We start from the raw sequence: 15,516 nt of genomic DNA, 5'->3' as shown, positions 1-15,516 counted from the left end.
GAGTTGGGAGTCGATTTACGTGCGTATGCTTCTTAGAAAAGTTTGGTTGCTCATTTTGTGTTTGATAATGATACATATACCCACGTTTCAGGCGAAGGCGGCACCCGCTTACTATCAATATGATCGGCATTACTCTGTCAGCGGATGGGCAGACACGGCTTCCTGGGAATACGAAAATGGTGGTCCTTCAGTCAGTAGTGGATCATCTTCCTACAACTATGATCCCTATACGAACACATATTCGGAATCTGGACCCGGTGCGGGATGGGGGGACTGGTATTTTGTTGAAAACGGAAACTTGCATATGTTTAACACCGAGCCTTACTGTACTGACTGCGAGTCGGGGGATACTATAACAACTTATCTTGGGACGAAATATCCTTGGAAAAACGAGCAAGCTCAGTTAAGAGGAGAGTTTATAGAAACCATAATCGCGATCGATGGCACCCACCCGAACGATGGTATAGATTCTGACGGCTACTGGTACGTTAAAAAGAACAGTTACTGGAATCCGCTTCAAATCATATCACCTATTTCGAATCAAAAAATAAGCGAGGTTACTTCTGTCATTCCGACGGTAACGGCAATGGATGACGGGGGACGCCCTCTTAGCTTGGCCTATTATATCGATTCCGAGATGACACCAAGGGATACGAAAACCATCTCGAATACGGCCACAGCGCAAACAGTGAGTTTTAGTGCACTCGACATTGGTGGGTTATCGGAAGGAACTCATACGGTCCGATTTACGGCCGGTGACGGTATTCATTCCGTAACACTGACAGTAAACGTAATTGTAGACAAATCGCCTCCTGTAATTGGTGAAGTCAATTTTACGTCTACCGATACAAGTATCCGCATAACAGGGGCGGCATCGGATGCCATTTCCGGATTGGATAGCGCTCCTTACCGCTATACCGTCGGCTCAGATATGAGTCCATGGACTGAGGATACCTCTTTTGAAAAGTATGGGTTAACGCCTAACACGGGCTATTTTGCAAAGTTTGAGGCAAGAGACGCCCTTATGCATATCGCTGCCCGGGAGCAGCAAATTTATACGAAAGCGCAGAAGCCGACGGTACTATTGAACCATACGGGTGAAGCGGAACTAAATCTGTCGATTAACGACGGCAACCCTGCGAATACCCGATACCAAATCGTATCAAATGGCCTCTATGTCGATGAATCGGGAAATCTGACGGCAATCCCTTCGTGGGTTACCCTAACAAATAAGAACGTAACGGTCGGAGGGTTAGCTTCAAATACGCAGTACTCGTTTCAAGCCAAAGCCCAAAATGAGATTGGCGAAGAAACAGCTTTCAGCCAGGCGATCTACGCGACTACGTTAGCAAAACCGCCGGCCCAGCTTTCTGCAGAGCCGTCCCAAAGATCGATCAAAGTCACATGGCCGGTGACTGCCGGAGCCAGCTATGATATCGAAGTGGACGGCATGCTGATCGATAACGGTACATCAGCTGCTTACCTTCATATCGGTCTTGGACCCGTTACACAGCACAGTTACCGGGTAAGGGTGCGAAATGCCGGAGGATCAGGCGAATGGAGCCAGCTTATTACTCCGTTCACCTTGCCGGATCCTCCACCGATTCCCGGAAACATTCAAGTTTCTCCACTGCAGACGGAAATGACGGTCACATGGGATACCGTCGCTCAAGCCACAAGCTACGATGTGGAAGCCGGCGACACTGTATATGAGAACCTTACACAGACCTCATTCGTACACCGGGGACTACAGCCAATGACGGAGTATACGTACAAGGTTCGATCCAAAAATCCGGGCGGAAGCAGCAATTGGAGCCCACTCGTCATGGGCAGGACGTTGCCTTACCCACCATCGACGCCCGCGAACGTTGACGCACAGCCCTCCATTCGTACGGTCACCGTTACATGGGCCGTGACAGAAGGGGCATCTGCTTATGAGATCGAAGCAGACGGACTCATTATCGATAACGGCGCTGCAACGACATACATTCATGAAGGGCTGGATCCGCTCACCGGGCATACGTACCGGGTTCGGGCTACAAATGCCGGGGGGAAAAGTGCATGGAGCAAACCGGTCGATGTCACCACGCACCCGGAGAAGCCAATCACTCCGAATAATGTCATGGCCACCTCGGATGAAACGGAAATCACCGTTATGTGGTACAAAGTACCTCATGCGGACAATTACGATATCGAGATTGACGGGCAAACGATTGAACCCGTGTCCGGAAATTCATACATCCATACCGGACTCAGTCCCGAGAGTAAGCATACGTACCGGATTCGCGCCAAAAATATTAGTGGGGAGAGTGCCTGGAGTACAACGGCTTCGATGGTAACCCTTCCCCGGGGCAGCGGAGAAAGCTTCTCCTTAACCAATATGGCGGCCATTGTAACGAACCGGTTCATCACGATTTCGTGGGATACGGTTGCGCCAAAGGCACAGTACGATATCGAAGTGGACGGTGAGCTCCGCAACAATGGAAAAGACACCATATTCCAGCATACCGGATTAAGAGCTAATGAATTTCATACATATAAAATCAGGCTCCGAAACGAAGATAAGCCCGGCGAGTGGGTTGCGATTCTCTCCTTATCTACACTGCCGGATCCGCCGGACGCTCCCGAAGGCATAGAAGCATTCGCGACGAACAGCTCAATTGAAGTGCGGTGGACGAAAACGCCGGGAGCCGACGGATACGAGATAGAGATCGACGGAAAAACGATAAGCGTTGGGGCCAATACCAATTACCTCGATGTTCCACTGGCACCGGGAACTGCTCATACATATCGTGTACGAGCCGGTAACATCACTGGCGTTACGGCATGGAGCCCAGCTTTGGTCAAGAGCACGACAAGCCCTACCTACATCGTGCAAGGCAAGAAAGACAAAACATTCGATTTATCCTTGATCGCATCGAATGTTCAAGATTTCAGCGAGCGCACTTTTGAAGTGACCTATAATCCGGAGCAGCTCGAGGCGGTTGACCTGTACAACTATACGCCCAAGGCCGACATCACTTCAGGGAAAATACCGGGCTCAAATCTGGAGGTCGAGTATGCTTCCGGGAAAATTATTTATCGCGTGAAGCAAAACATCGTGCCGGGTACATCCTGGTCTGGTGAAATTACGGGGATCTTATTCAAATCGAAAATCGACGGACAAGCTCTGATCGATGTCGTGGTGAAATAAGGGCCTTATAAATATGAGGTGAATTGCATTGAGACAACGTTTATCCAAGTCACAAAAGATCATTATCATCATCCTCGGAGTGACACTTGTTACGCAAATCTTTTTTGTAGCTCCTTTTCTGACTGCGAATACGCAAGGCGCACCATCAAGCGATGATGCAAAAGCGGCGGCGGAAATTTCCAATCTGACCGGGGTGAAAGCAGAAGAAGTCATCCGGATCAAACAAGCGGTGGGAAGCTGGAATGCGGCTCTGGAAGTATTAAAGAGCCGGCATCCGGGCGGAATCGAAGCGCAGAAGGAGCAGCGCAGCATGCTGCTGGCACAAGCCGGAACCGGGGAGGAGCTCGTTCAGCAGCTAACGGCACAGGGGTACACCCGCGATGAGATCATGCAAGCGAAGCTGCTTGCGGAGCGTGTCCAGTCTCAGCTGCAAGAGCTGACCGATAGCAAGCGGCAGCCGTTAGTGGAACAGCCATCCATGGAGCTGCTTTCCGGGAAGAAAGGAAAGGACAGGGAAGAGGCCTACCGGAAGCTCGCCGAAAGCTTTCAGGCTCAAAAGGCGATCGCATTTATGCTTCAGCTGAAGAAAGAGTTCGGAAGCCTGGAGGCCGTACTGGACGAATATTTGCTAAGCCTTCAGGCGGAGCTAGATCTAGGTCAGTATGTTAACGATAAAGAAGCTTATTTGAAAGCGAAGAACAATGCAATGGCGGGATTAACGCCGGATCGCATCGTCACGTTGTCTGTTATGGAACAGGATCTGCTGGAAAAAATCAAGACAGATAACCATAAGAGCGTTAAGGAAGATCCTTTGAATACCGACCTATCATCTGTGCGCAACCAAGAATCCAAAGAAAAATTATCACCTCTTCCGGAAGTGCCGTCTCCTGCGGTGAAGGATGTCAAGCCGATGAATCCGGCGGACCAAATCCGGAATGAATTGAATGCGATCAATCCGAACAAGCCTTTTTAGAAAGGGACAATAACCGATGAACATGCGAAAAATATCACATTGGGTGGTTGTAATTCTGGGGCTGGGCATCACGCTGCAAATGGGGCTGGAAGTGTATTCCGGATTCCCAAAGCCCACTTTTCTCGGATCGACAACGTCCGATTCCGCGAATCCCGGTTCAACAGATACGAGCGGTGCCGTCAATACAGCCACAAGAGCCTCAACGGCCGAAACAACCTTATCGGGCATTACTGCTACGACTGCCGCGAATCAGCCTGCGCCGACAAGCGAGATCGTGATCTCTCAAGAAGTGCTGGATCGAATCAGACAATCCGACCCTGCGAATTCCGATCGCAATATAGCGAACTATAAAAATCTGCTCATCAAACGGGACGTTCATCCCAAATTCAAGGAAGAGGTGGAACGGCTTGTTCTGCTCAATCATCGAATTTCCGACTTGCTCATCGCTTATGAATTTCTGTACCAGGCTTACGGTCAAAAACAGGATTTGGAGGCTTTCGTCCGGCAAAAGGAAGCGGGCAAGGCTTGGGACATTATTTTCCAAGAATACAAGAGCAGTCATGAGGAGTTTCGGCCGCGGACCTTCGATTCCGGGGAGCTGGAGAGCCTGATGGCCATAGCAGGCATCACTTCCGACGACATTATGATCGCAGACCGCGTTTCTTTCGTCACCGCCGTACCGTTCAAGGATCTGATCAAAGGCAAGCTTGAATCCTCGAAGTCGTGGAAGGAAGCGAACGCCGGACTAGATATTGTGAACAGTGCCGGAGCGCTCCCCCGCGTGCAAATATCGGCGGAGCAAATAAACCGGTACACGCAAACGGCGAAGCTGTCGGAGCAGCAGGTGGCGGAAGCTTTCGTCCTTGCGACCAAGGTGGATGAGAAGCCGGAGATCGTTATCGAAAAGCTGCGAACCGGCGTATCTCAGGAAACCATTATGTCCGAATATTGGCAGCAAAAATATAACGGATAATCGCCCTTCGATTTCGGAAAAACGATGGATACACGCTGGAGGCGGAAAAGTGAAACGGATTAGAACAATCATGGCGCTCTGCTTTCTGTTATGGGTCGGCTTTGCACGGTTGGCGCATGCCGAAACGCTGGAGGAGCAGCTCAACAATTTGACCGGGCCGAAGCAGCAATACAATACGATGCTATCGCCGGTTTATTTAAGGAACAACGAGACGGCTGAACGAATCAACCCGCAAAGCGGCGAACTGACTTTGACCCAGACGGACTACGTGCTGCCGGGAAGAAACGGTCTGGACCTGGAAATCAAGCGTATTTACAAAAGCGGGATTTCCAACGTTCAGGAAATGAGAGCCGCGTATGTCAACGGTGCATGGGTCGATTACGTACAGTCCGATCCGAAGACGTCGTCCTTCTATGAAGACAGATATAATCTGGGCATCGGGATGCGTTTTTCGTTTCCGTCCATAGAGGTAAGAAAGAACGGGGACGGAACAAGCCACAATTTTCTCCATACGGATAGCGGGGATGTGTACCGGCTTAAGCCCACGACGTTGGACGGACAGTCTGTTTATCTCATCGAGGGACAGACGATCAAAGACGTCATCGTCAAAGAAACGAGCGAATATAGCAACGGGCAAGCGGATGGGACTTCAATGTTTGTCATGACCGGCAAGGACGGGAAGAAGACGTATTTTGCCGAGGATGGCCGGGTACTTGGGATCGTTGACCGTTACGGCAACGCGATCAAGTTTGAATATAATATATTGACCTATACGATAGATAGCCAGGAAATTACCAAGAAGCTCATCTCACGGGTTACGGATACGGTGGGCCGCGTGACGACGATCGAGTACAAGGAAGATCCGTCGTTTACAGTCGGTCCGGCGGGCAGCGAGACATATGGGGCGGAGGACAGCTATAAAGCGACGCAAAACCCGAATCCGGTCGATTCCGGGGAATTACAGGGCAAATTTCAGGTGATTATTCTTCTGCCGGGGGATAAGCAGCTTATTTACGACAAGTCGGCTGTGCTCGTCAGCCCCTCCAAGCACGTATTGCGAACACGGCTTCAACGCGTATCCGACGTGGACGGAAAGCCGAAGGTCCATCTCTGGTATGAGCAGCCGGATCTTGGTTTTTCATACAACAACAGCGGGTCATATTCCGTTTATAACCGTCATGAGAATTTGGTTCAGATCGATTATGTCAAGACAAACCGGATTAAGCGCTACGTGTATAACAGCTATACAAAGCGTTTAAACAGCGGCAGCATGCAATACCGGAAAATTTTTGAACAGAAGGAGCTTGTTAAAAAGAACTTTGATTCGGAACAAACACAATTTTTGGATAAATTTATAACCGAAACAAAGGACAAGACGCAGTATACATATACAAATGAAGCGGACGGGTATGGTGTTGATGGATATAAAGCCGACGATGATGCCTATCTCAAAGACACATTCCGTTATTACACTGATCTCACAGATTTTCGTGGCAATTTGACTAAATATACGTATGACGGTATTCATCAGCTGATCGTTACGGAGAAGCAGGGGACCGACCACAAGGAAGTCATTACAGCCGAACATGATGAGATGAAGCTGATCAAGAAGCAGGAAATCGCCATGTTCCCGACGGTGAACGGACAAAGCTTGGGCCAACCGGTGAAAAAAATCGAGAACTACCGCTATGACGAATATGGCAACCTGACGAACTATACCGGACCGGAAGCCGTACGCAACGGGCAGGGCTATCCGGTAGATACCGAGCGTACGGTCATTTACGCTTATGCTTACGACAAGTTCCATGTCCTGACGCAGAAAACGTGGAAGCAAGATAAGGATCAAACGAGCCAAATTATCTACACAGTGGATGCAAGGGGGGACGTCATTAAGGAAACGAAGGTTAACCCCCCCGAACTGGGCGGCTCCGTTATAACCGACTACGAATATGACGGCTACGGGAACATGACCCGCAAATCGGTTCAATCGGGCGGGCAAGCTTTTGAAACGCGTTATGAGTACGGCGTCGATGCAGACGGAACGGATACCCAAGGTGCTTATTTGACCAAAGAGTACAGCATCCTGGATGGTAAGCAGCTTGCCAAGACGTATGCCTATGATATTCGGACGGGGCAGAGAACGGCAGAAATCGACCCGCGCGGCAATCGAACGGCACATGAGTACGACCGGCTCGGCCGTTTGCAGAAAACTACAATGCCGGACAACAGCTTTAAGCAATTCCGCTATGAAGAAAATCCGTTCGCGAATTTGAAAATCGTGTATACCGATCCGGAGAACAACAGCTTCCGGAACGAATATGACATTAAGGGCGATCTAGTCAAAGCGGAGGCCTTGCTGGGTGACGATTGGCGCGTTCTTCGCACCATCGAATACGACGCCAAAGGGAACAAGTCCAAAGAAACGGATTCGAACGGACACAGCATCCGCTTTGAATACGACAGCCGCTACCGGCTGACGGGCAAGACGTACTTCGAGAACGATCAGGCAGCCAGAGGTACCGTCTCGATTCGCTACGCGATCGGCACCGATGCCGATACGCCGCTTCTCGTAACCGTGACGGACGAGGAAGGCTATGAGAAGCGAATGTACTACGACTTCTCGGATCGTCTTCGCAAGACGGAAGTTACGCCGGATAAAAACAAATTCATTGCGACGACGTTCGGCTACGATTATATCGGCAACAAGCGGTCCGAAACGGACGGCAAGGGGAATACAACGGAGTATAGCTATGACTTCCTGGGCCGGTTGCTATTGAAACGGAACGCCCTCGGCTACGAAACGGAGTACAGCTATAGTGCGCTCAACAAGCTCACCATGCAAAAGGAACCCGGTGGCAAGGTCACGCAATATGTCTTAGATCCGCTAGGTCGGGTTTCTCGAAAAAAGACATATCAGCTTGGAGCGGAATCAGACTACACGTATACCGATTACTTATACGACGCCGCCGGCAATGTGGAACGGATGAAGCAAGGAAGGTTTACGGCCGGAGAGGACCGGATCGCCTCAGATACGTCGTATCTCTACGATGTGATGAATCGGGTTTCGGAAGAAACGGGCAAGCTCGACGATACTCGGAGCAGCCTCACCACTTACAGCTACGATCGTAACGGAAACAGGATCAAAATGATACAGTATGCCGATGCGGGACGAACACGGTTCAGGGTATTCACCTATTTTTATGATTATGTAGGCAGAATGACGGAAGAAAGCGGGGCGTACCGCGAGCCGGATGGTGCAGAAGGTATTGCTGAATACGGCACTTATCTTCTGAAAAACGAATATGATCTTGAAGGCAACGTTAAGAAGGAACGCGTATATAACGGCAGTGTCTATGATGTGACGGAATATGCCTATAATTATCGGAACAAGCCGATGGACAAAAACGGGCCGTATACCGAAGGCCAGGAGAACGCGAAGCGAACGCAGTATACTTACGATAAAAAGGGCAGCGTGCTGACGGAAACGATAAACGTACAAGGCGTTCCTCAGACGGTCTCTTACGTATACGACGGGTTGGCCCGCGTGGTACAAAAGATCGATCCGCTGGGACAAATGACGAGATACGCCTACGACGCGAACGGTAACCGGGTCAAAGAAGTCGATCCGCGATTTGCGACGGAAGACTTCGAGCAGGCCGCAGGGAAGGAATACGAATACGATAAGCTGAACCGGTTGGTGAAAAGCAGCGTATTCGACGGAAAAGCGAGGGAAGTGACGGCATACAAGGCGTATGACGGCCGAGGCAACCTTCTGCTCGAAGTGGACGGAGAAGGCTATAATGCACAACAGCCGGGAATGTCGATCGGCAACGTATTTACTTACGACTATAACGACAGGAAGATGACGGCGATTTCCGCCGAGACGTTGGCACAAAACCGTAAGAATGGCACGAAGCATATGACGGCCCGTTACCAATATGATGCGTTAGGTAATGTCATAGAGGAAACGGATGCACTGGGACGAACAACCCGCTACACGTATTTCAAGAATGGTCTTCCCAAGGATAGGACGTATCCCGATGAGGTTGTGGAAAGCATAGACTACGATCTGACCGGAAAATCTAAGATCGTGCTTAAGGATCGGATGGGGCGGACCACCACGAATTACATGACCGTTTTTAATAAGCCCTATTTGACTGAATACCCAGATGGAACGAACGAGAGCTTCCGCTATTCGACTAAAGGAGAAATGATCGAAAGCAAGGATCGGGAAGGAAATGCGAAAACGTTTGTTTACGATCCTTCCGGCAATATGATCCGCAAGACGGAATATATCCGTACGGATGGCGGTATTGTGTATCGGAAGCTAACGAAATCGCAGTATGACGAGGCAAACCGGCAGATCAGCAGCGAAACATTCTCTGTACAGAACGAGGCCGAAACTTCTGCCTTGGACCGTGTGGAACTCACATTTGACAAAGCAGGAAGGTTGGTAAAAGTAGCCGGACCGAATGGAAGGGAAACAACGCAGGAGTATGACCGGGCAGGGAACCTGATCGCTAAGCTGCAAAAGGTAGCTGAAGGTGACGACGAGGTACGCCGATACGAATATGACGTTCAATCGCGTCTGATTCACGAAACGCTACTGGTGAGAACCTCCGAGTTGAGTAGCGAGCAGCTAGCCGGAGCTTCCTTCGATAACGTCTACTTCGACAGGGTGAGGAGTACGACCGGGTACAGTTATTACAAGAACGGAAAGCTGAAAAGCCAAACCGATCCGCTTGGCCGCGTCACGCAGTTCGAATACGATTACGATCTTCGACCGACCAAGAAAATCGATCCATTGAAAGCGGCAACCATATACCGCTATGACTTAAAAGGCAATCTGATTGAGCAGACGAATGCCGGTAACGTGTCTACTCGCTTCGAGTACGATGACTTGGATCGGATCATTCGCAAAAAGTCTCCAGCGGCGAGCGGCGGTGTTGCGGTAACTCGTTACCAGTACGATGCTGCAGGGAATCTGATCAAGCAAATTACACCGAACGATTACGATCAGGCGAAGGATACGCCGCAGCAGCTAAATGCGATGCCGGGAATGACGTACGCTTACGATGCATTAAACCGTCGTATTTCCACTACGGATCCGGACGGTACGGGGGTCGAATATATCACGTACACCCCGCGTGGACAAGTGAAGAAGCAGGTGAACGGGGTCCAATATACCGGCGATACGAATACCTCGAAGGGAACGGAATATGCATACGACGGGCTCGGCCGGATTGTTCGCTCCACCAATGCGCTCGGGTACAATACTTTATTCGAATATGATGTACTGGGCCATGTCCTCAAGCTGACGGATGCCCGCGGCAACACGACACGCTATGCATATGATCCGGACGGTACGCTTACCAAGCTCACCTTCGCCGATGGCGGAACGGTCACGTACACTTACGATAAGCTGGGACGCAAAACGTCGGAAACGAACCAGCTCGGCCATACGATTGCGTTCGAATATAACGCGTTTGGCAAGGAAAAAGCGATAAAGGATGCCGAAGAAAATACTGTTGAATCCAAATACGATTTGGCGGGCAACCCGGTCTCGCTGAAGGACAAGCGGGGAAGCGTCACGCTGCTGAAATACGACGCGGCGAACCGGCTGACCGAGAGGCGGACTCCGCTGGAGCTCGACGCGAGCGGTACCACCGTCTACGCGGTCGAAGGGTATGCGTACGATGCCGTCGGCAACGTCCTTAAGAAGAGCTTGAGCGGCTCGAAGGACAAGAGCTTTTATCGGGAGGTAGTCTACACCTATTACGATAATAACCTTGTCAACACCGTATTGGATAACAGCGGCACATTTGCCAAAAGTGAATACGACCGAAACGGGAATCTCGTGAAGCAAGAGAAGCTCAAGGACACGGACCAATACGATACTGAGAAATATGAGTACGACAGGATGAACCGCTTGATTCAGCGGATTCGGTTCATAGACGAGAGTAGTCTGGATGCGGATGTAGGATATACCGCGGCTGCCGAGTTAAAGGATGCGGAATATCCGGGCAAAATTCGGCAGATCACCGGGTATGCCTACGATGCGGCAGGCAACCGGACAAAGGAGATCGACCCGCGCGCATATGCTCTTGCCGCCTCCGATACGGGGAACCGCGCCGCTTTCACAATCGAATATGCTTACGATGCGTTAAACCGTTTGGAGAAGGTGACGCGTTGGGTGAACGGAATCGCCGTCTTCAAGCATTACGGCTACGACGAGAACGGCAATAAAGTGTCCGAACGGAACGAGCGCGGTTACGAGACGAAATATGTCTATGACGTGCTGAACCGTGTGAAGACGGTGACCGATGCGGCCCAGCATACGTTTACCTACGGGTATGATCTCGCCGGCAATAAAATAAGCGAGACGAATGCCAAAGGTGACAGTATGACCTATGCGTACGATAAGTTGAACCGACTATCCACTGTAACCGACCCGTATAACGTTATTGTCAGGAAGAACATTTATGACGCGAGCAGCAACGTCGTTAAGAAAATCGATGCCAAAGGCTATCTGTCAGCCGATACGGACGATAAGCGGTATGGCATGCGTTACACGTACGATTTGGCCAATCGACTGGTGCTGACCATCGATCCGGAAATCGCAGAGAAGAACAACCCGGCGCAGTTCACCAGGAAGGCGGAATACAATCCGGCCGGACAAAAGACGAAGGAAACGGACGCGCTCGGCAACGAACAGAAATACGAATACGACGCTGCGGGCAAGCTGCGCAAGGTAACGGACCCGCTTGGCGTAGAAACGACTTACGGCTATGATAAAGTCGGCAACAAGCTGTACATGACCGACGGCCGTGGGAAGGTGACGCGATACGGCTACGGCGCATTCGGTTTGCTGAAGGAAGCGATTGACGCAGCGAACCGGAAGACGGAGTACCGCTATGACCTAGCACTGAACGTGGCGGTCATGTCGGACCGGAACGGACGAAACACCCGCTACGCCTATGATTCTCGCAACTTGTTGCTCAGCAAGACTGTCGCGGAAACCGAGGAAACCATCAGCTACACGTATGATGCCACAGGCAACCGGATCGGCATGACGGACGAGAGCGGGGTCAGCACGTACACGTATGACGAGAAGAACCAATTGGTGAAGGTTGCCAAAGACGGCGCGGCGCGGATGGAGTACACGTACGACGCGATCGGCAACATTGAGTCGATCAAAGATAAGACCGGTGCAACCACATCGTACACATATGATAAAGCAAGCCGAATGGAAACGGTAGCTTTCAAAGGCAAAACTACCACGTACCACTACGAAGCGAACGGAAACCGTGAAGCCATTGTATATGAGGGCGGTGTGCAGGAAACATACGTCTACGACAAAAACGACAAGCTGCTGAAGCTGACGAACAAGAAGCCGAACGGCGACGAAATCTCGTCCTACAGCTACTCCTACGACGCGGCCGGGAGACACACCACGAAAATCGACAGTTTTGGCACGACGAACTACAGCTACGACGCGGCGGGGCGGATCGAGAGGGTCGAAGCGCCGGGGAAGACGACTGTTTTCGCGTACGACCGCGCAGGCAACCGCCAATCGCTCAGCGAGACGTATACCTCCGAACAACCAAGCGGTTATATCGACCCGATGGATAAGACGGAAGTGCAGTATATGGTCAAGAAGAGCGAGTACGTGTATTCGAATACGAACGAGCTGATGCAGCTTGGCGAGACGATGTTTGATGCCGCGGGCACGAAGCTGCTGGAGAAGACGATCAGCTATCTGTACGACGATAACGGGAACGAGCTGCGTCAGAAGACAAGCTACCTGCGCCCACACAATCGTAGCATGCGCCAAGTCACCGGCGGCAACCTGTACGGCGATGGGATCGATGACAAACTGAACACCTTGATCGAGAAGGTGAGCAGCACGTTCGACGGCTTCAACCGCCTGAAGCAGATAGAGAAGGTGAAAGACGGCGAGCGCTTCACTGTGGAATTCGTCTACGACGGCGACGGCCTGAGGACGCGCAAAACCGTACGCAGCTCCAAAGACGATTATAAGGATAAGGTGACGAACTACCTTTATGACCGCCAGCATGTCATTCTGGAGACGGACGGGTCCGACCAGCTTGCTGTCCGCTATGTGCGCGGTCTGAATTATATCGCTCGTATCGATAGTACGGATAAGCTGTCGTACTTCTTGTACAACGGCCACGGCGACGTCGTTCAGACGGTTAATGAATCTGGAGTCGTCGAGAACCAGTACGACTACGATATTTTTGGAAGCCCGATATTAGCGGTGGAAGAAGGATATTCGAGTGCGATCCGTTACGCAGGGGAATTCCTTGACGCAGAGACGGGACTATACTACTTGCGTGCGAGGTATTACAATCCATACACTGGGAGATTCCTTTCACAGGATAGCTATTGGGGAGAGGAAACGAACCCGCTTAGCTTGAATTTGTATACGTATGCGCATAACAATCCGTTGATGTTTGTTGATCCGACGGGGCATTCGGTAGAAGATCAAATCAATACGCTCATTGAACAGATTGACTACCAGAAACAAATCTGGTGGGAAGAAGAAATAAATAAATCAGAGGGTGATGATGAATGGACAGAGGCACAGCAGAGAGTCCATGATCACGCTAATTACCTACGTGAAGAACTCGCAAAGCTAGAGAGTGACAATGTGCAGGTTCAAGAATTGTTGGAAGATCAGGGGAACGAAGAAGCGGGTGATTGGGAAACTTATAAGAGGGATCATGCGGCGGAGGAGATTGAAAGGAAAATTAATAATGGGGAGCCTGTGAGCGCCGAAGAAGTCTATGAGTACCAGGAGCTCAACGCCGCTATTAACGTTGCTCAAATTTTAGGCCGAGATGTAGTGAATAATGATAAGGATAATCGCATGGTTCAAAGACAGCTCGAACTTGATCTCGGTCTGGAACTATATCCAAAAGTTGCTTCTATAGATTTTGGGGACGTGAAGGAAGCAGTGATCGAAGGAGCAAAGATAAGTGCGCATTTTGGTATTGGAGCATGGCATGGCATTAGGAGTAATATTACAGAATCTTGGGAATTAATCAAGAACTATGATCAGACTGCAGAATCAATAAAATTGATGGGTGAAACTCTCTGGGATTTCATGAAGACTGGTGATTCAAAATATCTGTTACCATTCGGCACAGCATTAGGGGAAAAGGTATTAGAGCAGGTAGAACGTTGGAATGAGGGGGATCGATACGAAAGAGCAGAACAAATTGGTGAATTTGTTGGCGGCGCCCTACTCGCGGCTGCAGGGACAAAAGGAATCGGGACAATTTTAAAAACTTTAAATACAACTGATAAAATAATTGGTGGTACAGCCACGATCTCTGAGATCACGAACATTTTAGAAGATACTTCATCAACAGCGATAAAAAGTCAGATTATCTCTGCTGCTAGAGAAGGAGCAGAAAAGACCGGGAATTATAGTCTGAAACTAGATCTAGAGTTATTTTCTAAGGGTACGGGTAAAGCTGTTGGTAGTGCTTATGATCATGTATACTCCTCTACCAAACCGCTTGACAATGTGTTTCCCGAGCTTAAGGGAGTAAATCCACATTATAATGAAGGTGCTGGACCAGGAGTAAATACAAACTGTGTGTCATGTGCCAATGCCGCTACAGCAAGATTAACCGGCGCTGATGCTTCTGCTGTCGCTAGTCCTTCAAAAGGATATGGTACACCAAACGATTTAGCACCTTCTGCTCCTTGGGGATTTTATAACAAGGATTTATCTGTAGAAGAAGTTACGAAAATAATGACTGAAGCTGGAGATGGAACTGTTAGGGCTGTTATTATTAAACAAGGTAGTATTGACCACGTAATTAACGCGATCAATAAAAACGGAGATATCTACTTTGTTGATACGCAGATTGGTAAAATAGTCGAGCTTAATCCAAATGTTAAACTCGATGTAGGGAGACCATAACAATGGTAGAGTACATTAAAAAAATTACGTATGAAGAAGCAAGAGAAATTGCGGAAGAAAATGCACTTAAAAATTTAAAACCTTATATGACAAGTCAAGCAATTCCAGTTTTACGAGAGCAGTACGAAGAAGCGGAATGTTGCTGGTTTTTTTTCAGAAATAAACAAATAGAAGGACCTTCAGAAGAAGCTCTTAAATGGGCATGGGCTTATGCTATTAGTAAAAAGGGAGAAGTTAGTATTATTGCGGACTATTCAGATGAACCGGAAAAGCTAAAAGAATATCTGCAAAAAATGTCCGATTACTTTAAAAAGCGTAATATATAAATCAAATACAACTTGAACATTGTAATTGTCGACCTTGATTGAGTGTTCGTCACTCAGTCAAGGTTTTTCTTTTACCCAATTCTCCTATTTCCTGAA

General features: G+C 49.5%; 5 protein-coding genes. All 5 read left to right on the top strand.

From position 1 onward, the window contains the following. The first annotated feature begins 25 nt into the window (after window positions 1–25). From KXG62_RS23560 to KXG62_RS23540, 5 genes are read left to right on the top strand one after another with little or no spacing between them, the layout of a single operon-like run. Entirely contained in the window at window positions 26–3,193 is a 3,168-nt protein-coding gene (locus KXG62_RS23560; RefSeq protein WP_425517372.1) for a fibronectin type III domain-containing protein, read from the top strand. A gap of 28 nt (window positions 3,194–3,221) precedes the next feature. After that, on the top strand, window positions 3,222–4,166 hold the full coding sequence (locus tag KXG62_RS23555) for a hypothetical protein (protein WP_218094469.1): 945 nt from the start codon (window positions 3,222–3,224) through the stop codon (window positions 4,164–4,166). A 16-nt stretch (window positions 4,167–4,182) separates the two neighbouring features. Next, complete coding sequence (locus KXG62_RS23550; RefSeq protein WP_218094468.1) at window positions 4,183–5,139, top strand: hypothetical protein; 957 nt, start codon at window positions 4,183–4,185, stop codon at window positions 5,137–5,139. A 49-nt stretch (window positions 5,140–5,188) separates the two neighbouring features. Then, window positions 5,189–15,094 carry an RHS repeat-associated core domain-containing protein gene (locus KXG62_RS23545; protein WP_218094467.1) on the top strand — a complete coding sequence of 3,302 codons (9,906 nt, stop codon included), beginning with the start codon at window positions 5,189–5,191 and terminating at the stop codon, window positions 15,092–15,094. 2 nt (window positions 15,095–15,096) lie between these two features. Then, window positions 15,097–15,420, top strand: a complete 324-nt coding sequence (locus KXG62_RS23540; protein WP_218094466.1) for a hypothetical protein — start codon at window positions 15,097–15,099, stop codon at window positions 15,418–15,420. Window positions 15,421–15,516 lie beyond the last annotated feature (96 nt).

This window comes from Paenibacillus solanacearum (assembly GCF_910593845.1).
Taxonomy (GTDB): domain Bacteria; phylum Bacillota; class Bacilli; order Paenibacillales; family NBRC-103111; genus Paenibacillus_G; species Paenibacillus_G solanacearum.
Note: the sequence above shows the minus strand (reverse complement) of the source record. Positions and strands in the feature narration are given on the sequence as shown.